Annotated in this window: 17 protein-coding genes; 7 read left to right on the top strand and 10 right to left on the bottom strand. The window is 68.5% G+C overall.

Features of this window, described 5'->3' with window-relative positions:
- Positions 1-291: 291 nt before the first annotated feature.
- Positions 292-1,191, bottom strand: a complete 900-nt coding sequence (ypfJ, locus tag FBQ73_RS10715) for a KPN_02809 family neutral zinc metallopeptidase (protein ID WP_138399459.1) — start codon at positions 1,189-1,191, stop codon at positions 292-294.
- 207 nt (positions 1,192-1,398) lie between these two features.
- On the opposite strand from ypfJ, the gene FBQ73_RS10710 reads away from it, so the two are divergent.
- Complete coding sequence (locus FBQ73_RS10710; protein WP_138399458.1) at positions 1,399-2,163, top strand: ribonuclease HII; 765 nt, start codon at positions 1,399-1,401, stop codon at positions 2,161-2,163.
- 15 nt (positions 2,164-2,178) lie between these two features.
- Here the strand turns inward: FBQ73_RS10710 and cydB are convergent, their stop codons facing one another.
- A complete protein-coding gene (gene cydB, locus FBQ73_RS10705) occupies positions 2,179-3,183 on the bottom strand; it encodes a cytochrome d ubiquinol oxidase subunit II (protein ID WP_138399457.1) in 1,005 nt (334 codons plus the stop codon).
- Positions 3,184-3,238: 55 nt separating this feature from the next.
- Positions 3,239-4,633 carry a cytochrome ubiquinol oxidase subunit I gene (locus tag FBQ73_RS10700; RefSeq protein ID WP_138399456.1) on the bottom strand — a complete coding sequence of 465 codons (1,395 nt, stop codon included), beginning with the start codon at positions 4,631-4,633 and terminating at the stop codon, positions 3,239-3,241.
- Between the two features lie 830 nt (positions 4,634-5,463).
- On the opposite strand from FBQ73_RS10700, the gene FBQ73_RS10695 reads away from it, so the two are divergent.
- Positions 5,464-7,212: an ABC transporter permease gene (locus FBQ73_RS10695; protein ID WP_138399455.1), complete on the top strand. Its 1,749-nt coding sequence runs from the start codon at positions 5,464-5,466 to the stop codon at positions 7,210-7,212.
- Positions 7,213-7,223: 11 nt separating this feature from the next.
- A complete protein-coding gene (locus tag FBQ73_RS10690) occupies positions 7,224-8,567 on the top strand; it encodes an ABC transporter ATP-binding protein (RefSeq protein ID WP_138399454.1) in 1,344 nt (447 codons plus the stop codon).
- A 235-nt stretch (positions 8,568-8,802) separates the two neighbouring features.
- On the opposite strand, the gene FBQ73_RS10685 is transcribed toward FBQ73_RS10690, so the two are convergent.
- The 6 genes from FBQ73_RS10685 to FBQ73_RS10660 form a co-directional block, all read right to left on the bottom strand.
- Positions 8,803-10,467: an MFS transporter gene (locus FBQ73_RS10685; RefSeq protein WP_138399453.1), complete on the bottom strand. Its 1,665-nt coding sequence runs from the start codon at positions 10,465-10,467 to the stop codon at positions 8,803-8,805.
- On the bottom strand, positions 10,464-10,928 hold the full coding sequence (locus FBQ73_RS10680) for a DoxX family protein (RefSeq protein ID WP_138399452.1): 465 nt from the start codon (positions 10,926-10,928) through the stop codon (positions 10,464-10,466). Before FBQ73_RS10680 ends, FBQ73_RS10685 begins: the two co-directional genes overlap by 4 nt.
- A 428-nt stretch (positions 10,929-11,356) precedes the next feature.
- On the bottom strand, positions 11,357-13,321 hold the full coding sequence (locus FBQ73_RS10675; RefSeq protein WP_210236744.1) for an amidohydrolase: 1,965 nt from the start codon (positions 13,319-13,321) through the stop codon (positions 11,357-11,359).
- A gap of 13 nt (positions 13,322-13,334) precedes the next feature.
- On the bottom strand, positions 13,335-13,643 hold the full coding sequence (locus FBQ73_RS10670) for a XapX domain-containing protein (RefSeq protein WP_138399451.1): 309 nt from the start codon (positions 13,641-13,643) through the stop codon (positions 13,335-13,337).
- Positions 13,644-13,694: 51 nt separating this feature from the next.
- Positions 13,695-14,531 carry an alpha/beta fold hydrolase gene (locus FBQ73_RS10665; protein WP_342780535.1) on the bottom strand — a complete coding sequence of 279 codons (837 nt, stop codon included), beginning with the start codon at positions 14,529-14,531 and terminating at the stop codon, positions 13,695-13,697.
- Positions 14,532-14,689: 158 nt separating this feature from the next.
- Positions 14,690-15,313 carry a hydrolase gene (locus FBQ73_RS10660; protein ID WP_138399690.1) on the bottom strand — a complete coding sequence of 208 codons (624 nt, stop codon included), beginning with the start codon at positions 15,311-15,313 and terminating at the stop codon, positions 14,690-14,692.
- A 131-nt stretch (positions 15,314-15,444) separates the two neighbouring features.
- Here FBQ73_RS10660 and FBQ73_RS10655 point away from each other — a divergent pair, with 131 nt between their 5' ends.
- The gene (locus tag FBQ73_RS10655; protein WP_138399449.1) at positions 15,445-15,786 is read left to right on the top strand and encodes a winged helix-turn-helix transcriptional regulator; all 342 of its coding nucleotides are present in this window, start codon (positions 15,445-15,447) and stop codon (positions 15,784-15,786) included.
- A gap of 474 nt (positions 15,787-16,260) precedes the next feature.
- Here FBQ73_RS10655 and FBQ73_RS10650 read toward each other — a convergent pair whose 3' ends face one another.
- The gene (locus FBQ73_RS10650; RefSeq protein ID WP_170218838.1) at positions 16,261-17,169 is read right to left on the bottom strand and encodes a helix-turn-helix transcriptional regulator; all 909 of its coding nucleotides are present in this window, start codon (positions 17,167-17,169) and stop codon (positions 16,261-16,263) included.
- Between the two features lie 382 nt (positions 17,170-17,551).
- Here FBQ73_RS10650 and FBQ73_RS10645 point away from each other — a divergent pair, with 382 nt between their 5' ends.
- Genes FBQ73_RS10645 through FBQ73_RS10635 form a run of 3 tightly spaced genes read left to right on the top strand, consistent with a single transcriptional unit; the run spans position 17,552 to position 22,052 of the window.
- On the top strand, positions 17,552-18,382 hold the full coding sequence (locus FBQ73_RS10645) for an FAD binding domain-containing protein (protein ID WP_138399447.1): 831 nt from the start codon (positions 17,552-17,554) through the stop codon (positions 18,380-18,382).
- Positions 18,379-21,114: a molybdopterin-dependent oxidoreductase gene (locus tag FBQ73_RS10640; protein ID WP_138399446.1), complete on the top strand. Its 2,736-nt coding sequence runs from the start codon at positions 18,379-18,381 to the stop codon at positions 21,112-21,114. The genes FBQ73_RS10645 and FBQ73_RS10640 overlap by 4 nt, the downstream gene beginning before the upstream one ends.
- The gene (locus FBQ73_RS10635) at positions 21,111-22,052 is read left to right on the top strand and encodes an antibiotic biosynthesis monooxygenase (protein ID WP_138399445.1); all 942 of its coding nucleotides are present in this window, start codon (positions 21,111-21,113) and stop codon (positions 22,050-22,052) included. Before FBQ73_RS10640 ends, FBQ73_RS10635 begins: the two co-directional genes overlap by 4 nt.
- Positions 22,053-22,067: the final 15 nt, after the last annotated feature.

Here is a 22,067-nt window from a genome sequence, read left to right as displayed (position 1 = left end):
TTCCCCGCCGGGGCCCGGCTCCTCTTGGCGGGAGCGGTGCGCCGGCACCGGCCGGCCCGCAGGTGCAGGCCCGCGGATCCGACTGAGGAGAATTGGTGCGAGCTTTATCGATTTAATGCAAGGGGGACGCCGGCCAAGAGCGCAGGCGACGGGCGCGGCAGGTTCAGTGATGGCGGGCTTTGGGGCCTGCGATCACGCGCGCCATCCCAATTCGAACTGGCATGGCGCGCACGCGGCAAGATGTGCCCCGGACGGGCCGGGGCAGGGCGGCGCATTCAAGGCGAGTCGCGTTCAGATTGCCCCGGAGAAGGTGTTGCACTGCTGCATGGAGCCGGTCTTCAGCCCGCGCGTGAACCAGTTCACCCGCTGCTGAGAGGAGCCGTGGGTGAAGCTGTCGGGCACCGCATAGCCTTGGGACTGCTTCTGCAGCCGGTCGTCGCCGATGGCGCTGGCGGCGTTCAGCGCCTCCTCCACGTCGCCGGGTTCCAGAATGCGGAAGCGGGCGTTGGCGTGGTAGGCCCACACCCCCGCGAGACAGTCGGCCATCAGTTCCACGCGGACGGAGAGGTTGTTCGCCTCCGCCCGCGATGAGGCGCGCGCCTGCGCCTGCTGCACCTTGGGCAGGATGCCGATGAGGTTTTCCACATGGTGGCCCACCTCGTGGGCGATGACATAGGCGGCGGCGAAGTCGCCCGGGGCCTTGAAACGGCTTTTCATCTCCTGGAAGAAGGAGAGGTCGAGATAGACCTTCTGGTCGAGCGGGCAATAGAACGGCCCCATGGCCGACTGGGCGCCGCCGCAGGCCGAGCGCGTGGCGCCGGAAAACAGCACCAGCTTGGGATCCTGATAGGTCTTGCCCTCGGCGCGGAACAACTCGGTCCACACGTCTTCGGTCTGGGCCAGCACGGCGGCGGCGAATCTGCCGAGTTCATCCTTGGGCGCACCCTGCGGGGCGGTGCGCGGCGCCGCCTGCTGCTGCGGAGCGCTGCCGCCGCTCATGCCGTTGATGGCTTCCAGCCCGCCGATGAGTACCGCCGGATTGATGCCCAGCGCCCAACCGACGATGCCGACGATAATGATGGTGCCGATGCCGAGACCACCGCGGCCACCCGGCATCCGGAAGCCCCCACCGCCGCCGTCGCCTCGCCGGTCTTCCACATTATCGCTGGAGCGGAAATCGTCCCAACGCATCGCGCGCCTCCCGCACAGGATCCCGGCCTCGGCCAGATAACGTCCCGGCTCCCGAGGGCCGCCTTGGACGCGTTCTCGAACATGGGCTTACATCGTGACGGGAGCAATGCCCAGCCCATCGCCAGGTTCCATGCTATCAAGATGCCCGGGCCGCTCATCGTCCGCAGGCGACCCGGTTCACCGTCAGATCAGGGTTTCCCTCTCCCCATGGCGCCGCGTCCGAAAACCCAGCCTCCGGGCACCGATCCCGCTTCCGCGAGCGCAAGGCCGCGCGGCCGGCCACCGAAGGCGGGGACGGTCACGACCGGCTGGGTGGGCCTCGATTTCTCCCGCGAGCGCGCGCTGTACGCCAATGGGCTCGCCCCCGTCGCCGGAGCAGACGAGGTGGGCCGGGGGCCACTCGCCGGCCCCGTGGTAGCGGCAGCCGTGGTGCTGGATCCGGCGCGGGTGCCGCAAGGTCTGGATGATTCGAAGAGGCTGACACGGGTGAAGCGCGAGGCGCTCTATCTGGAGATCTGCGCCACCGCTGAAATCGCCATTTCCCTCGCGCCGCCGGCGCGCATCGACCGCGACAACATCCGCCAGGCGACGCTCTGGGCGCTCGCGAGCGCGGTGCGGGGCTTGCCGTGCCGGCCGGCGTTCCTTCTGGTGGATGGCAACGATCCGCCGCGGGTCGAGTGCGCGGTCGAGGCCATTGTGGGCGGCGACGGCCTCATCGCTTCCATCGCGGCGGCGTCCATCGTGGCTAAGGTGGTGCGCGACCGGCTGATGGCTGGCGTCGGCGCCGCCTTTCCCGCCTACGGGTTCGAGCGCCACATGGGCTACGGTACACGCGAACATGGCGCCGCGCTGAAGGCCCATGGCCCCTGCCTGCACCATCGCCGTTCGTTCGCGCCGGTGCGTGAGCAGCAGCTCGGCCTGTTTCCGGCGACGGAGTTTCCGGTGACGGAGGACCTGGAGGTGGCCGATTGAGGCCGCCATCCGGTCTCAGTGGTAGCCCTCGCCCTCGCGCACTTTGCCGCGGAAGATCCAATAGACGAACACGATGTAGCCCAGCACCACCGGCAGCAGGAAGATGACGCCGAACAGCATCAGGATCTGGCTCGGCGCGGCGGCGGCAGTCTGCCACACGGTAAGGCTCGGCGGCACCAGATAGGGGAAGGTGGAGATGGCGAGGCCGAGAAAGCCGAGCACGAACAGCCCCACGGTGCCGAAGAAGGGCAACATCTCCCGTCCGGACTTCAACCAGTGCAGCACCGCCAGGGCGACCAGAACGGTGATGACGGGCACCGGCGCGAGGAAGAAGATGTTGGGCTGCGAGAACCAGCGGGTGGCGATGCGCTCGAACGCGATCGGGGTCCACACGCTCACTACGGCCATCAGGGCAAGCACGGCGAAGAGCAGGGGGATGGCGTGGGCGCGCGCGCGTTCCGCCACCATGCCCTCGGTCTTTATCAGCAGCCAGGTCGAGCCGAGAAGCGAATAGCCCACCACCACGCCGATGCCGCACAGGACGGCGAACGGCGTCGCCCAGTCGAGCGGGCCGCCGGCGAATGCGCCGTTTTCCACCGTGATGCCCTGCACGAGTCCACCCAAGATGACGCCCTGGGAGAAGGCGGCCACCAGCGACCCACCGGCGAATGCGGCATTCCACCAGCGCCGGCTGCTCAGGGCCACCCAGCGGAACTCGAAGGCGACGCCCCGGAAGACGAGGGCAAGCAGCATGATGATAACAGGCAGGTAGAGCGCCGGCATCACCACCGCGTAGGCCTTGGGGAAGGCGACCCAAAGGCCGCCGCCGCCGAGGATGAGCCAGGTCTCGTTGCCGTCCCAGAACGGCGCCACCGTGTTCATCATCACGTCGCGCTCGCGCTCTTCCTTCGCGAACGGAAACAGGATGCCGATGCCCAGGTCGAAGCCGTCGAGCACCACGTACATGATGACCGCGACGCCGATGATGACGCCCCAGATGACGGGGAGATACCATTCCATGGCTTGGATCCTCGCACGCGTCGGTTGAAGGGATGAGCTTGTTCCGGCGCCGGGCTCAGGTGCCCGGCGTCATCTGGCCCTCGCCATGGGCGGCGGCCAGAGGCCGCGTGGGCCGCTCCTTTTTGGGGGGCTCGATCAGCGTGCCGCCGGGGCCGCGCACGATGAGGCGGTTCATGAAGTAGAGGCCGGTCGCGAAGATGATGCCGTAGACGATCAGGAACAACACCAGCGTCAGAGCCACCGTCCACCCCGCGATGGGAGACATGGCGTCCTCGGTGCGCAGGAGGCCCTCCACCACCCAGGGCTGGCGGCCCTGCTCGGTGACGACCCAGCCCGACAGGATGGCGATGAAGCCCAGCGGCCACGCCCACGAGCAGATGCGCAGGTACCAGCGGGTGACGGTCTCCTCGTCCCGGTAGATCAGCCATGCGCCGATCCAGCCCAGAAGGATCATGACCACGCCCACGCCCACCATGGCACGGAAGCCGAAGAAAGGTCCGAGCACCGGCGGGCGATCCTGCGGCGCGAAGTCCTTCAGTCCCGGGAACAGGCCATCCAGGCTGTGGGTGATCATCAGCGAGGCGCCCCGCGGGATGGAGATTTCGTAAAGGTTCTTTTCCGCCTTCTCGTCGGGCCATGCGAACAGCACCAGCGGGGCCGGCTTGGAACTGTCCCAGTGGGCCTCGATGGCGGCGATCTTGGCCGGCTGGTAGTGGGCGGTGTTGAGGCCGTGGCTGTCGCCCACGAAGGCCTGGATGGGCCCGACGATGGCGAGCATGCCGATGCCCATCACCATCATCACCCGGGATTCCTCGGGGAACTTGCCAGCCAGGAGGTAGCGCGCACCCACCGACAGCACCACCAGCGAGGTGGTGAGATAGGCCGCCAGCAGCATGTGGGGCAGGCGCCAGTGGAAGCTCGGGTTGAAGATGATCTGAAGCCAGTCCAGCGGATAGGCGACGCCCGCACGGATCTCGAAGCCGGCGGGGGTCTGCATCCAGCTGTTGGCGGCGAGGATCCAGAACGCCGACATGAAGGTGCCAAACGCCACCACGCAGCAGGACAGCACATGGAGCCATGGCGGCACCCGGTTCCATCCGAACAGCATGATGCCGAGGAAGGTCGCCTCCAGGAAGAAGGCGGTGAGCACCTCGAAACCGATGAGCGGCGCGATCACCGAGCCGACGAATTCCGCGTAGCGGCTCCAGTTGGTGCCGAACTGGTAGGACAGCACGATGCCGGACACCACGCCCATGGCGAAGGAGACGGCGAAGATCTTGGTCCAGAACCGAGCGAGGCGGTGATACACGTCGCGCCCGGTCTTCAGCCAGATGAGTTCCAGGGTCGCGATGAACGCGGACAGCCCGATGGTGAAGGCGGGAAATATGATGTGGAAGCAAACCGTGAAAGCGAACTGAATACGCGCGAGGGTCACCGGATCGAGATCCATCGGGTCCGCTCCTTGTCGTCCGCTCGGTGTGAGGCGTCCGCTCGGTATGATCGGCCAGACGTTGCCCCGCCGGCTGCCGCCGGCCTGGACGGCGCTCGGGCCGACCGTCTTGTTCTTCCCCCGCCGGTGCGACGCCCCGGACAGGAGAACCATTCCCAGTAAACGCTGGGACGATATCCGCCTCCCGTGACGGCGTCGATATGGAAGTCACCCAGCGCTCCACAGGTTTGGTGCCGTGTTGCCGCAGGGGAGGAGCGCGGAGGCGGGGATGGCGTCTTGAACCTGCCCTTGCGGTGCCTCGCGAATGGGTGTTGCCGCAATGCAAAAAGGCCTTGACCTCGCGGTTTCCCAGAGCAATAGCCGGGCGCGACGGTCCCCGTGCCGGTCAATCGAAAGTCGTTCCTCTGATGGACAGTTCCAGTCGATCTAGCTCGAGCCTGCTCGCAGCGGCACGGACCTGACCTTTCGCGTCCGGTTCGTCCTCCCGCCGCCGCAGGCTCCGGGATGAAAGGTGAACCCATGCGGACGCTTCCTTTCCGCACACATCTTTTGCGCAAGCCCCTGTTCCGCAGGCATCGCACCTGCCGGACCAGCGCTGCTGGACAGGACCGAAGTCGGCGCTGACGCTGCCGCGCGCGGCGGCGTTTGGACGTGATCGAACGTGTCTTTCCGCCGGAACGACCCCTGAGGTCCCGTGAGGAAGCGCGCTTCGAGCCCAATACATTGAGAACGCAAGACGTTGAGCATGCCGTTTGGGTCCGCGCCGTTCGGTGCGGCCTGCGATGTGCTCCGGATGGCCGACCCTACCGCGGAAATCGGATTCTTTCATCATGACGATGCATCACCCGGCCCTGGAAGCGGGCCGCCGGCGCACGTTCGCGCCGAACCTCTGGGACGCGCTCGCCTTCGGGCTGCTGTTCGGCGGGCTCATTCTCATGGTCCATGGCGGCAAGGAGACCCTTGCGCCGCTGGCCGCGCTCGACCTTGCGCCGGTCTCGCTCGATCCGGCCATGCTGCCGGAATATGCCCTGCGCACCACCATGCGCATGCTGGCGGCCATCGTGGCCTCGCTGGTCTTCACCTTCGCCTACGGCGCGCTGGCGGCCAAAAGCCGGCGGGCGGAGATGGTGCTGGTGCCCATGCTGGACATCCTCCAGTCGGTGCCGGTGCTGGGCTTCCTGTCCTTCACCGTGGTGGGGTTCATGTCCCTGTTCCCCGGCCGGGTGCTGGGGGTGGAACTGGCGGCCATCTTCGCCATCTTCACCAGCCAGGCCTGGAACATGACCTTCAGCTTCTACCAGTCGCTGAAGACGGTGCCGCGCGACCTCGACGAGGCCACCCGCAGCTTCCGCCTCACCGGCTGGCAGCGATTCTGGCGGCTGGAGGTGCCGTTCTCCATGCCGGGCCTGGTGTGGAACACCATGATGTCCATGTCGGGGGGCTGGTTCTTCGTGGTGGCCTCGGAGGCCATCTCGGTGGGCGACACCACCATTACCTTGCCGGGCGTCGGTTCCTATGTGGCGCTCGCCATCAAGGAGCAGAATCTCGCCGCCGTGGGTTGGGCGGTGCTCGCCATGCTGGCGGTGATCCTGCTCTATGACCAGCTGCTGTTCCGCCCGCTGGTGGCGTGGGCCGACAAGTTTCGGGTGGAGACTTCCGCAGGCGGGCCGGCGCCGCGCTCCTGGCTGCTGTCGGCCGCCCGCCGCACCTTCCTGTTCCAGCGCGTGCTCCAGCCCTTGGGCGCCATGCTGGCGGCGGTGCCGCGCCAGCGCCTGTCCTTCTCCGCGCCGGTGTCGCAGGACACCCGCCGCGTCGTGGAAAGCGCGTGGACCAGCCGCTGGGCGGAGGGCATCTGGCTGGCGCTGGTGTTCACCGTGGCCGGCTATGCGCTCTATGTGATCGTCGCCTTCGTCGCCACCGAACTGAGCCTGCCCGAGGTGATCCGGGTGTTCGGCCTCGGCGTCCTCACCATGTTGCGGGTGATCGTTCTGATCGCGCTTGCAACCTTGATCTGGGTGCCCATCGGGGTGTGGATCGGGCTGCGACCGCGCTGGGCCCAGCGCGTGCAGCCGCTGGCCCAGTTCCTCGCCGCTTTCCCGGCCAACATCATCTTTCCCTTCGCCGTGGTGGCCATCGTGCGGCTGGGACTGGACCCGGACATCTGGCTGTCGCCGCTGATGGTGCTGGGCACTCAGTGGTACATCCTGTTCAACGTGGTGGCCGGCGCCAGCGCCTTCCCCAACGACCTCAAGGAAGCCGCCTCCACCTTCCGCATCCGCGGCTGGAACTGGTGGCGCAAGGTGATGCTGCCAGGGATCTTTCCCTATTACGTCACCGGAGCCATCACCGCGAGCGGCGGGTCGTGGAACGCCTCCATCGTCGCCGAGGTGGCGAGCTGGGGCGACACCACGCTGCGGGCCCACGGGGTGGGCGCCTACATCGCCGATGCGACCGCCGCCGGCGACTATCCGCGCATCGTGCTCGGGGTGGCGGTGATGTCCATCTTCGTCATCTTTTTCAACCGCCTGCTGTGGCGTCCCATGTTCACGTTCGCCGGCCGTCGCCTGCGCCTCGACTGAAGGAGGATTGAATGGCTGTGATCGATCGGGCCGCGCCGCGCCCCGCAACCGAAGGCGCCTTCCTCGTCAACGCCTCTGGCGTGCGGCAGGTCTACGCCAAGGGCGACAATGCCGACCTCGTGGTGCTGGACGACGTCTCCCTCACCATCCGCGAGGGCGAGGTGGTGGGCCTGCTCGGCCGTTCGGGCTCGGGCAAGTCCACGCTCCTGCGCATCATTTCGGGCCTGGTGAAGCCCACTTCGGGCCGGGTGGAGTGGCGCGGCAAGCCCGTGACCGGCCCCAGCGAGGGCCTGTCCATGGTGTTCCAGAGCTTCGCGCTGTTCCCATGGCTCACCGTGCTGGAGAATGTGGAGGTGGGGCTGGAGGCCATCGGCGTGCCGGCAGCCGAACGGCGGCGGCGGGCCATCGAGGCCATCGACCTGATCGGCCTCGACGGCTTCGAGAGCGCCTATCCCAAGGAATTGTCCGGCGGCATGCGCCAGCGCGTGGGCTTTGCCCGGGCGCTCGTGGTGCACCCGCGCCTGATGCTGATGGACGAGCCCTTCTCGGCGCTGGATGTGCTGACCGCCGAGACCCTGCGCACCGACCTCATCGACCTGTGGATCGAGGGCCGCCTGCCCATCAAGTCCATCCTCATGGTCACCCACAACATCGAGGAGGCGGTGCTGATGTGCGACCGCATCCTCATCTTCTCCTCGAATCCCGGGCGGGTGGCGGCCGAGATCAGGATCGAGCTGCCGCATCCGCGCTCGCGGCTGGATCCGGTATTCCGCGCCATTGTCGACGACATTTATGGCCGCATGACCCAGCGCACCCCGGCGGAGAAGGAGGCGCGCAAGGGCGAGGGCGCCTTGCCGGGCACCGGCATCGGCATGGCGCTGCCGCACATTTCCACCAATCTCATCTCCGGCCTGATGGAGGCGCTGGCGGCGCCGCCCTATGGCGGCAAGGCCGACCTGCCGGATCTCGCTGGCACCCTGCAGATGGAGGTGGACGAGCTGTTCCCCATCGTCGAGACGTTGCAGCTCATGCGGTTCGCCGAGCTGGAGGCGGGCGACGTGACCCTCACCGAGGCCGGGCGGCGGTTCGTGGACCTGGACGTGGATGCCCGCAAGCGCCTGTTCGCGGAGCATCTTCTGGCCTATGTGCCGCTGGCGGGGCTGATCCGCCGGGTGCTGGACGAGCGGCCGAGCCACAAGGCGCCGTTCACGCGTTTTTCCGAGGAACTGGAGGACTATATGTCGGAGGACTTCGCGGAAAACACCCTGCGCGCCCTCATTACCTGGGGGCGCTACGGCGAATTGTTCGGCTATGACGAGCACACCCGCCAGTTCAACCTGGAAAACCCAACGTGAGACCATCGGCACCGGTCTTCGACCGATGCCGAGTGGGTCCGCTCAAGCGCCGCGCGGGCTTGGCCAATGGCCCGCGGCTCAGCCCTTCGAGGCGCGCGCCGGGTTCATGAGGTTCACCACCATCGGCACCCGATTCCCGCCGAACTCCCGGCGAAAGTCCGGACTTCGGCGCGATCTCGGTTTGGTGGTATTTTAGTAATGAGGTGAGGGCGCCGGACTCCATGCCCGGCGTCCCTCAGGCCACCCCGCCCGGACCCCGGCCGGGACGCTCGGCCCCGATCAGGTGGCGGGCATGGGGCGGGGCGTCGCCCCGGTGGAATTTCAGCACGCCGGCCTGCACGTCGGCATCGGCGTGGGAGACTCGGCGATGCTGGCGCAGGTGCTCGGCCCAGGAGTCCACCATGAACCACTCCACCATCAGCGACGGGTCGGCGGCATCCTCGGTGACCCCCCAATTATAGGCGCCGTCGCGGCGGCGGGCGGCGGAGAGAAGGTAGAGGGCCTCGAGGAAGGCCGGGCGGTCCTCCGGCGCGATGCGATATTCAATGAGGATCAGCACCGGGCCGCGGTCATTCTCCACCGGGGCGGCGAGCAGGGGCTCGGGCCAGTGCATGGCGGGGGTGAGGTCGGCCTCCCCCGCCGGCAGCTTCACCCGGTGGAGGATGAGCCCGGCCACCACGAGGCCCGCGCCGGCCACCAGCAGCGCCGCCGCCAGCCCGATCTGCTGCGCCACCAGGCCCCAGGTGATGCTTCCGCAGGCCATGGCGCCGTTGAAGGCGGTGAGATAGACCGCCAGCGCCCGCCCGCGCACCCAGTTGGGCAGGATCGACTGGGCGGTGGCGTTGAGGGTGGTCAGCGCGATGATCCACGCCCCGCCCATGGCCAGCAGCACCACCAGGGCGAGCCAGCGCGGCGGGGCGAAGGCAAGGCTCGCCGTGGCGGCGGCGGTGACGAAGGCGGCGCCGAGCACCAGCCCGTCGGCGGTGGCGAAGGCCCGCAGGCGCGGCAGCAGCAGGGCGCCTGCGATGGCCCCGGCCCCTACCGAGCCCAGCAGCACGCCGTAATAGGCGGCGTCGCCCTTCAGCAGCTCCCGCGCCACCAGCGGCAGCAGCGCCCACACCGCGCTGGCGAAGAAGAAGAAGAACACCGCCCGCAGCAGCACCACGTGCAGCTCGCGGCTGGCGCGGGCATAGCGCAGGCCGGCGCGGAAGGCGCCGGTGAAGCGCTCGGACAATTCGTCCTGTGCGCCCGCGTCCCGCCGCCACCACCACAGGGCAGCGATGACGAGCACGTAGCTCGCCACGTCCGCGCCATAAGTCACCGCCGCGCCGAAGGAGGCGAGCAACAGGCCGCCCACCGCCGGGCCGATGGAGCGGGCGATGTTGATGCCCAGCGAGTTCAATGCCACCGCGCTCTTCAGCTCGGGACGCGGCACCAATTCGGGCACGATGGATTGCCAGGTGGGCGCCATCAGCGCGGCGCCCACGCCGCCGAGGAAGGTGAGCGCCACCAGCGACGACACGGTCATCAGCCCGCTCATGGACAGCAGCATCAGCGCCGCGCTCACCAGCCCGAGGGCGATCTGGATGCCGATCAGGAAGCGGCGGCGGTCGAGGATGTCGGAGAGCACGCCGGCGGGAATGGCGAGCAGGAACACCGGCAGCATGGCGGCGGCCTGCACCATGCCCACCGCCGCCGGGGAGGCGGACAAATCGGTGACGATCCAGGCGCTGGCCACGTCGCGCATGAAGCTGCCGGTATTGCCCAGCACGGTGGCGCCCCACAGCACGGCGAACACCGGTCGCCGCAGCGGCGCGAAGGCGCCGCCGGCTGCCGGGGGCGGGGAGGCGGGCGCAGCCGGAGGGGCGGAAGATGTCGCGCCGTGGGTGTGGTCGCTCACAGGTCTCTCCCGTGCAGGCTGGTCCCGGTGGAGGCGCCGTGGACAAGATCGTACCACGCCACCAGCACGAAGGCGCCGGCAAGGCCCAGATGCTCGAAGAAGGCGTTGGCGGCCATGGTGCTCTCGGGGGGCGCCATGGCCCAGAAGCGGTTGGCGAGGAAGGCGGCCAGCACCGTGAAGCCCGCCAGCCCCAGCGCCCCCAGCCAGCGCAGCCGGCCGCTGAGGATCAGGGCGGAGGCGCCCAGCTCCAGCACGATCACCGCTACGGCGAAGGGCGCCTGCGGGGTGAGCCCGAAATGGGTCATCTCCGCCAGCGCGCCGTTGAAGTCCAGCGCCTTGGTAAGGCCGCCCTGGATATAGGCCCCGCACACGGCGAGCAGCGCGAGAAACCGCACCGGCGCCGGCGATATCAGGCGCCGGGCGAGGGCGGTGAGGGGGGCGTTGCTTGCGCTTTCAGCCATGGGCGGTGTGGTTCCGAAGGTTTGAAGCGGGTCGAGCGGCGTGGGCATTGGCTTGGGTGACGGGGGCGATGGTGGCCTTGGCGGCCAGGTCCGGTGCGAACCCTCTCCCGCTTGCGGGGGAGGGCAGGGTGGGGGCTGCGGTTTCTCCACCCGGTGTGAGCGTTTGCGCAAAGGGCCTGCGCCCTCCCCAACCCTCCCCCGCCCGAACTCGGCTGTTGCCGAGTTCGGTTCTCCGAGAGCCGAAGCCGGAAGCATCCGGCTTCGGTGCGGGAGAGGGGGCCGCTTCTCACCATCGTCGCCCTCCGGCTTGACCGGAGGGCCCATCTCTCCCCTTGTCCCGGAGGCGCGTTCCCGGCCGGGCCATGGGCCGTCCGGTCAAGCCGGACGGCGACGGTGCTCCATCGTCTCAAGGCGTTGCCCCCTCCCCATCAGAACGCCCAGCAGGCGCAGCCCAGCGCGCCCCAGAAGGAGCGTTCGTCGGCGGCGGGCACGCTGGCCGCCAGCGCGCTGGCGTGGGCGTGGCCGTGGACGCCGCACGCGGTGGCGCAGCCGCAGGCGGCGGCGAAGGCGTATTTGCGCTCGCCGGTTTCCGCCCGCTTCTGATAGCCGCCGAAGGTGCGCACCGGCGACCAGTCGGGCATGGGCGGCGGCAGGTCCGGGGCGAGGGTCCTGAAGTCGCCGTCGCCATGGACCGGCGTGCCGCCCAGAAGCGTGAGCACGCTGGTGATGTCCTGGATCTTGTCCTCGGACACGGAGAAATAATCGTCCGAGAGCACCGCGAGGTCGGCGAGCTGTCCCGCCTTCACCTGCCCCTTCTTGTCGGGCTCGGACGAGAACCAGGTATTGGCCTCGGTCCACAGCCTGAGCGCGCTCTCGCGGTCGAGCAGGTTGGACGGCGGGTAGAGGGCGAGGCCGCCCAAGGTCTTGCCCGTCACCAGCCAGGACAGGGACACCCAGGGATTGTAGGAGGCGACGCGGGTGGCATCGGTGCCGGCGCCCACGGGAATGCCGGCGTCCAGCATGCGGCGGATGGGCGGGGAGCGCTCCGCCTTGCCGGCCCCGTAGCGCTCCACGAAATATTCGCCCTGGAACGCCATGCGATGCTGCACGGCGATGCCGCCCCCCAGCGCCGCGATGCGGTCGATGTTGCGGTCGGTGATGGTCTCGGCGTGGTCGAAGAACCAGTTGAGGCCCTTGAGCGGCACGTCCTTGTTGACCTTCTCGAACACGTCGAGGGCGCGCGAGATGGTCTCGTCATAGGTGGCATGCAGCCGCCACGGCCAGCGGTTCTCCGCGAGCAGGCGGATGACCGGTTCGAGGTCGCCCTCCATGTTGGGCGGCATGTCCGGCCGGGCCACCTGGAAGTCCTCGAAGTCGGCGGCGGAATAGACCAGCATCTCGCCGGCGCCGTTGTTCCGGTAGAGGTCGTCGCCCTGGCCGGGCTTCACCTGCTTCGACCAGCCGGAGAAATCCGCCAGCTCCTGCTTCGGCTTCTGGGTGAAGAGATTGTAGGCGATGCGCACGGAAAGCTGGCCGTCCCGGTGCAACTCCTCGATCACCGCATAATCGTCCGGATAGTTCTGGAAGCCGCCGCCGGCGTCGATGACGCTGGTGACGCCCAGCCGGTTCACCTCGCGCATGAAATGGCGGGTGGAATTCTTCTGGTATTCGGCCGGCAGCTTGGGGCCCTTGGCCAGCGTCGAATAGAGGATGGTGGCGTTGGGCTGGGCCAAGAGCAGGCCGGTGGGATTGCCGGCCGCATCGCGCACGATCTCGCCGCCGGGCGGGTTGGGCGTGTCCTTGGTGTAGCCCACCACGCGCAGCGCGGCGGCATTGAGCAAGGCGCGGTCATAGAGGTGAAGGATGAACACCGGTGTGTCGGGCGCGGCGGCGTTCAGTTCCTCCAGCGTGGGCAGGCGCTTTTCGGCGAACTGGTGCTCGGTGAAGCCGCCCACCACCCGCACCCATTGCGGCGGCGGGGTCACGGCCACCTGTTTGCGCAGCATCTCCATGGCGTGGTCGAGGGAGCGCACCCCGTCCCAGCGCAGTTCCATATTGTAGTTCAGCCCGCCGCGGATGATGTGCATGTGGCTGTCGATGAGGCCGGGAATGATCCGCCGGCCACCCACGTCGATGATCTTGGTGGTGGTCCCGGCGTGGCGCATGGCGTCGAAGGTGGCGCCCGCGAACAGGATGCGCCCGTCCTTAACCGCCACCGCCTCGGCCTGCGGGTTGGTGCGGTCGAGGGTGGTGACCTTGCCGTTGAAGAGGATGAGGTCGGCGGTCTCGCTCATGGTCTGCGCCTTCGGGGAGGTGGGGACAAGGCCGGCGGCGGCCATGAGCCCCGCGGCGGCGATGAACTGGCGGCGATCGGGGGTCTTCTGGTCGGCCATGGCGCTGCTCCGCTCAGGTTCCGGGAGGGGTGCGGGGCGGCGTGTCTCTGAGGGGGGTGTCTTGCGGCGGCTCCACTGCCGCGCTCTGCCGGCCGGGCAACTGGCCGAGCACATGGTCGGAGCAGTCGGCGAGGCCGATGGCGGTGCGCAGGCTGTCGCCGGCGATCAGGTGGCGCGCCACGGGAACGATCTGCTCGCCGATGAGGATGCCCAGCAGCCCCACCAGCGCCACCACCGGCGGCGCCGGCGAGCGCACGTTGATGAGGCTGTAGACGATGCCGACCAGAAGGCCGGCGCCCAGCGAGGCGAGATAAAGCTTCATGCCATGTGCGCCCTGGATGGGACGGCGCCGGCCGGGCCGGCGCCGTCGGGGTCAGGCCTTGATGAAGGCGAGCAGGTCGGCGTTGATCACGTCGTGGTTGACGGTGAGCATGCCGTGCGAGAAGCCCGGATAGGTCTTCAGCGTGCCGTGCTTCAGCAGCTTGATGGACTTCAGCGCGGAATCGGCGATGGGCACGATCTGGTCGTCCTCGCCATGCAGCACCAGCGTCGGCACCGTGATCGTCTTCAGGTCCTCGGTCTGGTCGGTCTCGGAGAAGGCCTTGATGCCCTCATAATGGGCCTTGGCGCTGCCCATCATGCCCTGCCGCCACCAGTTCTGGATCACGCCGGGAGAGACCTTCGCGCCCTCGCGGTTGAAGCCGTAGAAGGGGCCGGTGGGCACGTCGAGGAAGAACTGGGCGCGGTTGTCCGCGGTGGCCTTGCGGAAGCCGTCGAACACCTCGATGGGCAGGCCTTCCGGGTTGGCGGCGGTCTTCAGCATCAGCGGCGGCACGGCTGAAACCAGCACCGCCTTGGCGACGCGGCCGGCCGGCTGGCCGTGCTTGGCCACATAGCGCGCCACCTCGCCGCCGCCGGTGGAATGGCCGATATGGACGGCATTCTTCAGGTTGAGGTGCTCGACCACCGCGAAGGCGTCGGCGGCATAATGGTCCATGTCGTGGCCGTCGCTGACCTGGGTGGAGCGGCCGTGGCCGCGCCGGTCATGGGCCACCACGCGGTAGCCGTGCTGCACGAAGAACAGCATCTGCGTGTCCCAGTCGTCCGACGACAGCGGCCAGCCGTGGTGGAACACGATGGGCTGGGCGTCCTTGGGACCCCAATCCTTGTAGAAGATCTCGACGCCGTCTTTGGTGGTGACGAAAGGCATGGCTGTGGCTCCTTTGATCGGATCTGAAGGCGCGGCCGCGGCGGGCAGGGGCAGGCCGAGGGCAGCCGCGAGCGCCGCGCCGGCGCCAAGTTCAAGGGCGGTGCGGCGCGTCAGGCCGCCGGCCGGGGCGCCGGGGGCCGATGAGGCGTGGTCCATGTTCAGTGGCCTTCCGAGGCGCCGAACATGGTCTTGGCGTAGATGATGCCGAGGCCGTAGGCCCCGCCGAACTTCTTGGCGATGCCGGTGGTCATGTCGTAGGTGCCGGTGCGGGCCCAGTCGCGCTGCAGTTCCAGCAGATATTGCAGCGAGGTCATGGGCCGGGCGCCGGCCTGGATCATGCGCTGCATGGCGCGCTCGTGGGCCTCGTCCGAGACATCGCCGCAGGCATCGGCGATGACATAGACCTCGAAGCCCTGCTCGATGGCCGACAGCGCCGGGCCGACGATGCACACGCCGGTCCACAGGCCTGACAGCACGATGCGGTTCTTGCCGATGGCATTGACCCTGGCGATGACGGCCTCATCCTCCCAGGTGTTCATGGAGGTGCGGTCGAGCAGCTTCTCGCTGGGGAAGGCGTCGGTGATCTCGGAGAACATGGGGCCGGAGAAGCTCTTCTCCGCCACCGTGGTGAGGATGGTGGAGACGCCGAACCCGGCCGCCGCATGGGCGACGAGGGCGGCGTTGTTGCGCAGGTTCACGGCGTCGATGGACTTGGTCGCGAACGACATCTGCGACTGGAAGTCGATCATGATCAGGGTGTGGTCGTTGGGAGACAACAACATCCCGCCGGGGGCAGCGACGGCATTTGACACGGGGAAATCTCCTGCTGTGATGGTGGGGACTGAGCGGACGGGAAGCTAGCGCCACACGGGCGCTGCGGCCATTAGTTACCTTCGAGATACTGGTTTCATCCATGGACGACGAAACAGATGCCAAGAAGATCGGCCTCGGGCGGTGTCAGGCCGAGCATTTCCTCAAGTTCATGGCCCAGGAGTGGATGGGCCATATCATTGCCGCGCTCGCGCGCAACGGGACGCTGCGGTTCGGTCAATTGCGCCGGGCGCTTCCCGGCGCTATCTCCGCGCGGGTCCTGTCGGCGCGGCTCAAGGAGCTGGAATCCGTTGGCTATGTGACGCGGCGCGAACGCGAAGGCCGGGTGCGCCACGTGGAATATGCGTTGACGCAGGACGGCCATGCGGTGGACGCCGCCCTGGCCCGCAACGAGGTCTTCGGCGTGCCGGAGGTTCGGCTCTAGGGCGTTATATTGACGCGTTTTCTTCACGCGAGCCGGTACCCACTTCGCGCGAACCCGCCCTGACGAAGAGGGCTTCAGGCGCGCCGGCCGCTGGCCGGGCCGCGCGGTGGCCGGGCGGGGGAGGCGGTCCCGAATCCAAGGGGAGCGTGCATGGCCGCGCGGCGGCGGGGGGCTGGAGGGTTCCCGATGTCGCGGTCATGGTTTCGCCCCCGGCTGGTGCGGTTCTCGGCGACTATCGCGCGGGGCGCGTGAAGCGTCTTGAAGGAAAGTCCGCGCTTTTGGACGATCGGACCCGGCAGATCGGCTCCGTGTCAGGCAAGTTGCATGTTCCGAAAACACGCGCAACGTCTTTGAATTGTCATTTAATCACATTGAGATGAGCGCCGCTGTTTGTGCGGCGTATCCCAAATGCTGCGAAATGGTTGCTTGGCACCATCCATTCCGTCGGTGTCAACGGTCGCCGCACGGGTGAGGTTAGCGGGCGCGCCGCCAGGCGCCGGGCGTCGCCCCCGTGAGGCGCGCGAACGTGCGCGTCATGTGGCTCTGGTCGGAAAAGCCGCACTGGATCGCCACATCCGCCAGCGACAGTTCCGATCGGGTGAGCAACTCGCGGGCGCGCTCCACGCGCCGGGCGAGAAGCCACTGGTAGGGTGTCGCGCCGGTCGCCTGCCGGAAGGCCCGGATGAAATAGCTGCGCGACACATCGCAGGCGGTGGCGATGTCGCCGATCAGCACGGCGCTGTCCATCCCTGCCACCAGCAGTTCCTGGGCGCGCCGCACCTGGGTGGCCGCAAGGGCGCCGCCGCGCATGGCTCGCGTGACGGTGCCGTGATAGCGCGATACCAGATGGGTCTGCATGGCGCACACCACCTGCTCCACGAACAGCGAACTGGCAATCGCCGGGCGGGCGAGGGCCGGCAGCACCGCGCGGCCGAGATGGGCGAGCACCGGGTCGGTCCCCGCCTGCGTGGGGGACAGGCCGTCCGCAAGCGGAACGCCATTTTCGGCGCAGGTGTGATGGAGCGCGGCCTGGGAGACCTCCAGCAGAAGGAATTCGAATCCAGTCTCGATGTCGGCCCGGTAGTCTTCGGCGAATGGGCGGATGTAACAGCTGTCCGCCGCGAAATCGTAGGAAACCGAGCGGGTTCCAGTGAAGATTCGCCGCCGGTGTCCACCGGTGAGGGAGAGGCCCACCAGCACCCCCCGGTCGCTCGGCCCCGTCTCCACCCGGCTCAGCTCGGCGCCGTCGTGGGACTTGCGATAGATCACGAAACCGTGACCGCTCAGCTCCTGCCCGTCGCAGAGCGCGGCGAGCGAACAGCCGAGGCTGTCCCGCCCGGCGGCGGAAGGACGCTCCGCTGCATTTGACTGAGCCACATTCATCCGGGCATCTGACCTTTCCGCGCCGCCGAAGGCAAGGGTCACGCTGGCCGGCATCGGCGGACGGTAGCAGAAGGTGGTTCTGGCCACGGCGGAAAGCGGCGCCCTTCGCCGTTTTGAGGTGCGGCCGTCACGTAAGAGCCGCTTTGGAAATCAATGGGGCCGTGTGGGGATTTGGCGGCGGCACCGCCTCAGCACCTATCGGGGCTGATTTTCAAGCGGACTCTTGAGAAAATCCTGTCGCGTTTCGGATAGTCTGTTCACCTGCCCCGGTTTCGGGAAATGATCGGGTGCAACCTGTGATTTCTTCTGGCGGCTCCGGACGACGCGCCCGACCTCTGCGCGACCAACCAGCGGCACCAAGGCGTAAAAGGCGGAACGACGAATGGATCTGAACACCGTGCGGCAGGTCAGGTCGCCCTCAAGCGCCGACGAGGTGGCCGATTGGCCCGCAGGCCACGCCTGGCTGTCGGGGGGCACCTGGCTCATGTCCGAGCCGCAGCCGGGCATCGACACGCTGGTGGACCTCAACGGCCTGAACTGGCCGGCACTGATGGCGTCTGACGCGGGACTGGAGATCGCGGCCACCGCCACCATCGGCGCCCTCGCCGATTTTTCCGCCCCGTCGGACTGGACCGCCGCGCCCTTGCTGCGCGCCTGCGCCCATGCCCTGCTCATGTCGTTCAAAGTGGCGGATGTGGCCACCGTGGGCGGCAACATCTGCATGTCGCTACCGGCCGGCGCCATGGTCTCCCTCACCGTGGCGCTGGAGGCGACTTATGTGCTGTGGCCCCGCGCGGGCGCGCCGCGCACGGTGGCGGCGAAAGATTTCGTCACCGGCAACCATGCCAATGTGCTGGCCCCCGGCGAATTGCTGCGTGCCATCCATGTTCCGGCGGCGTCCTTCAAGCGGCGCTTCGCCCTGCGTCGGGCATCGCTGACGAAGCTCGGCCGCTCGGCGGCGCTGCTCATCGGCACCAGCGGGCCGAACGGCGACCTGCTCCTGACCATCACCGCCTCGACCCCGCGCCCGGTGCAACTGCGCTTTGCGGTGATGCCGGACGCCGACGCGCTTCAGGCCGCGCTCGCGGGGGCGATCCCGGCGGATGGCTGGTTCGACGATGTCAATGGCACGCCCGCCTACAAGCGCCATCTCACCGTGCATTTCGCGGAAGAGATCCGGGCGGAACTGGCGGCTGGCAGGAGAGACGCGTGACCTACAGCATCGACGGGCGGACCGTTGCCGCAGAGCCGTGTCCCGGCCAGTGCCTGCGCACCTTCCTGCGCGAGAGCGGCGCGCTGGGGGTGAAGAAGGGCTGCGACGCGGGCGATTGCGGCGCCTGCACCGTGTGGCTCGACGGGCGCCCGGTGCATTCCTGCCTCATGCCCGCCTTCCGGGCCAAGGGGCGGCAGGTCACCACCGTGCAGGGCCTCGCGTCGGGCAACGACCTGCACCCGGTGCAGCAGGCGTTTCTGGAGGCGCAGGCGTTCCAGTGCGGCTTCTGCGCCGCCGGCATGATCATGACGGTGGCAGCCCTCGATGAGGACCAGCGGGCCGACCTGCCGCGCGCGCTGAAGGGCAACCTCTGCCGCTGCACCGGCTATCGGTCCATCGCCGACGCGGTCCACGGCGTCGCCGCCATCGAGCAGGACGTGGCGGGGGCGGCGTGCGGGGCCAGCCTGCCCAATCCGTTCAGCGCCGGCATCGTCACCGGCCATGCCCGCTACACCATGGATGTGGACGCCGCCGACCCGGCGCTCCGCGGCCTGCTGCATCTCAAGGTGCTGCGCTCGCCCCACGCCCATGCGCGCATCCTGCGCATCGACACGGCGAAGGCGCTGGCCATCCCCGGCGTGGTGGCGGTGTTCACCCATGAGGATGTCCCGAAGAAGCTCTTCAGCACCGCCACCCACGAGGACCATCTGGTCGATCCCGACGACACCCTCATCCTCGATGATGTGGCCCGCTTCGTCGGCCAGCGCATCGCCGCCGTGGTGGCGGAGACCGAAGGCGCGGCCGAGGCCGGCTGCCGGGCGCTGGAGGTGGATTACGAGATCCTGCCCGCCGTGTTCGATCCGGTTGATGCCATGGCGCCGGACGCGCCCCTGCTGCATCCCGGCAATGACGGGCTTGCCGGTGGGGCGCGGGGCAATGTCTTCCTCTGCCTCAAGGGCGAGGTGGGCAGCGTCGCCGAGGGCTTCGCGGCCGCTGCCGTGGTCCATGAGGAGACCTATTCCACCTCCCGGGTGCAGCATGCGCACCTCGAAACCCACGGCTCCATCGCCTGGCGGGACGGGGAGGGGCGCATCCATGTGCGCACCTCCACACAGGCGCCGTTCATCACCCACCGGAAGCTCTGCTACCTGTTCGGCATCTTCCCCCACGACCTGCATGTGTTCACCGAGCGGGTGGGCGGCGGCTTCGGCGGCAAGCAGGAGATGCTGTCGGAAGACCTTTGCGTGTTGGCGACCTTGAAGCTCGGCCGCCCGGTGAAGTGGGAGTTTACCCGGCCGGAGGAATTCCTCGGCGCCACCAGCCGCCACCAGATGACCACGCGGGTGAAGATGGGCGCCACGGCGGATGGCACCCTGACCGCGCTGGAGGTGCATGTGGTGTCCAACACCGGCGCCTATGGCGGCCATGGCGGGGAGACGCTGGCGGCGGCGCTGGGCAGTCCGCTTGCCGCCTATCGTTGCCCGGCCAAGAAGGCCGAGGGCCATGCGGTCTATACCAACGTCATCCCCGGCGGCGGCTTTCGCGGCTATGGCGCCTCGCAAACCTCGTTCGCCATCGAATCCGCTTTGGATGACCTCGCCGCAAAGCTCGGCATCGATCCCTTCGCCATCCGCCGCAGGAACATGATCCGGCCGGACGATGTGATCCAGTCGGTGTGGGCCGAGCCGAGCGATGTGGCCTTCGGCAGCTATGGCCTCGACCAGTGCCTCGACCTCGTGGAGGCGGAACTCGCCAGCGGCAAGGGCGAGCGGACGCCCGAGGGCGACTGGGCCGAGGGCACCGGCGTGGCGCTGGCCGTGCTGGAGGCCGGCCCCCCCACCGAGCATCGCTCGGGCGGCGAGATGCGACTTCTGGCGGACGGCACCTATCACCTCGCCGTGGGCTCCACCGAGATGGGCAACGGCTCGGTCACCGCCCATCGCCAGATCGCCGCGGCGGTGCTGGGCACGCGGGCGGAGGCCATCGCCATCATCAATGCCGATACCGACCGTGCCCCCTACGACACCGGCACCTTCGCCAGCACCGGCACGGTGGTGGCCGGGCAGGCGGTGGAGCTGACGGCGCGGGCGCTCGCGGCCGAGATCCTCGCCTATGCGGCGCGGCGCACCAACACCGCGCCGGAGGACTGGCGGCTTGCGGCCGACGCGGTGGAGAGCGCGACCCAGCGCATTTCGCTCGCCGAACTGTGCCGGCTCGCCGCCGCCGAGGGCCATGGCCTGGAGGCCAAGCGCAAGGCCTATCTCTCGCCGCGCACCATCGGTTTCAATGTGCAGGGGGTGCGGCTTGCCGTGCACCGGGTGACGGGGGAAATCCGCATCCTCCACAGTGTGCATGCCGCCGACATCGGCCGCCTCATCAACCCGCTGCAATGCCGAGGGCAGATCGAGGGGGCGGTGGCCATGGGGCTGGGCTGGGCGCTCACCGAGCACATGGTGCATGACGCGCAGGGCAATGTGGTGAACGCGGCGCTGCGCAACTACCACATCCCCGCCTTCGCCGACACGCCGCGCACCACCGTGCTGTTCGCCGACACCCACGACACCATCGGCCCGCTGGGCGCCAAGGCCCAGGGCGAATGCGCCATCAACGCGGTGGCGCCGGCGGTGGCCAACGCGCTCGCCAACGCCACCGGCGTGCGCTTCGCCCATCTGCCTTTCACACCGGACCGCATCTTCGACCGGCTCGGTGGACTTGAAAGCAGACCGTTATGAGCGGTGCGCCCGAAGGCTCGGTCACCATCGTCACGCAGACGCGGGTGCTGAAGGGCCAGGACCACGCCTTCGCCGGCTGGCAGGAGGAGACGAAGCGCGTCATTGCCGGCTTTCCCGGCTTCATCGAGCAGTCGGTGGCGCCCCCCGCGCCGCCGGCGCAGGTGGATTGGGTGATCCTGCAGCGCTTCGCCAGCACGCAGGATGCGGTGGGCTGGCTGAAGTCGCCGGAGCGCCTCGCGCGCATCTCCGGCGTCCAGCCCATGCTGGCGGGGCGCGACGATGTCCACCTCGTGCGCGACGGGGCCGCCGGGGTGCTGCCCTCGCCGGTGTCGGTGGTCATCTCCACCCGGCTGAAGAGCGGGCAGGAGGCGGCCTATCGGGCCTGGGAGCAGCGCATGACGGCGCTGCAGAGCCGCGCCCCCGGCTTCGAGGGCTACCGGCTGGAGGCGCCCATTCCCGGCGTGCAGGAGGATTTCCTGGCTATCCTGCGCTTCGACACCCAGGAACATCTGGAATCCTGGCTCGGCTCGCCCCAGCGCACCGCCATGCTGGAGGAGGCGCGGGCCTTCATCGACGAGTTCCACACCCGCACCGTGCGTACCGGCTTCGAGCAATGGTTCTCGGCGCCCAAGGGGGGCAAGCCGCCGGCACCGTGGAAGCAGAACATGCTGGTTCTGCTCATGCTCTATCCGGTGGTGTTCCTGTTCGGCCATCTGGTGCAGAACCCGCTGCTGATGGACCGGGCCGGGCTGCCGTTCGCGGTGGCGCTGTTCATCGGCAATGGGGCGAGCGTGCTGATGCTCACCCGCCTCGTGCCCTGGGCCAGCCGCCGCTTCGACTGGTGGGTGCAGGCGGCATCGCCGCGCACCACTGCGCTGGGCGCCGGCATCCTCCTCGCCCTTTACGCGGCGATGATCGCCAGCTTCATGCTGGTCTGAGAACGGCGCGGACGC

It is taken from the genome of Xanthobacter autotrophicus (assembly GCF_005871085.1).
Taxonomy (GTDB): domain Bacteria; phylum Pseudomonadota; class Alphaproteobacteria; order Rhizobiales; family Xanthobacteraceae; genus Xanthobacter; species Xanthobacter autotrophicus.
The sequence above is the reverse complement of the archived record's forward strand: the minus strand, read 5'-3'. Positions and strand labels throughout refer to the sequence as shown.

Bases quoted from the DNA above. Each gene is read 5' to 3' on its own strand.
- FBQ73_RS10695 (WP_138399455.1), top strand. From the start codon at position 5,464: ATGACGATGCATCACCCGGCCCTGGAAGCGGGCCGCCGGCGCACGTTC.
- FBQ73_RS10700 (WP_138399456.1), bottom strand. From the start codon at position 4,633: ATGGATCTCGATCCGGTGACCCTCGCGCGTATTCAGTTCGCTTTCACG.
- FBQ73_RS10680 (WP_138399452.1), bottom strand. From the start codon at position 10,928: ATGGCTGAAAGCGCAAGCAACGCCCCCCTCACCGCCCTCGCCCGGCGC.
- FBQ73_RS10645 (WP_138399447.1), top strand. From the start codon at position 17,552: ATGGATCTGAACACCGTGCGGCAGGTCAGGTCGCCCTCAAGCGCCGAC.
- FBQ73_RS10690 (WP_138399454.1), top strand. From the start codon at position 7,224: ATGGCTGTGATCGATCGGGCCGCGCCGCGCCCCGCAACCGAAGGCGCC.
- ypfJ (WP_138399459.1), bottom strand. From the start codon at position 1,191: ATGCGTTGGGACGATTTCCGCTCCAGCGATAATGTGGAAGACCGGCGA.
- FBQ73_RS10665 (WP_342780535.1), bottom strand. From the start codon at position 14,531: ATGCCTTTCGTCACCACCAAAGACGGCGTCGAGATCTTCTACAAGGAT.
- cydB (WP_138399457.1), bottom strand. From the start codon at position 3,183: ATGGAATGGTATCTCCCCGTCATCTGGGGCGTCATCATCGGCGTCGCG.
- FBQ73_RS10670 (WP_138399451.1), bottom strand. From the start codon at position 13,643: ATGAAGCTTTATCTCGCCTCGCTGGGCGCCGGCCTTCTGGTCGGCATC.
- FBQ73_RS10635 (WP_138399445.1), top strand. From the start codon at position 21,111: ATGAGCGGTGCGCCCGAAGGCTCGGTCACCATCGTCACGCAGACGCGG.
- FBQ73_RS10710 (WP_138399458.1), top strand. From the start codon at position 1,399: ATGGCGCCGCGTCCGAAAACCCAGCCTCCGGGCACCGATCCCGCTTCC.
- FBQ73_RS10660 (WP_138399690.1), bottom strand. From the start codon at position 15,313: ATGTTGTTGTCTCCCAACGACCACACCCTGATCATGATCGACTTCCAG.
- FBQ73_RS10675 (WP_210236744.1), bottom strand. From the start codon at position 13,321: ATGGCCGACCAGAAGACCCCCGATCGCCGCCAGTTCATCGCCGCCGCG.
- FBQ73_RS10655 (WP_138399449.1), top strand. From the start codon at position 15,445: ATGGACGACGAAACAGATGCCAAGAAGATCGGCCTCGGGCGGTGTCAG.
- FBQ73_RS10650 (WP_170218838.1), bottom strand. From the start codon at position 17,169: ATGAATGTGGCTCAGTCAAATGCAGCGGAGCGTCCTTCCGCCGCCGGG.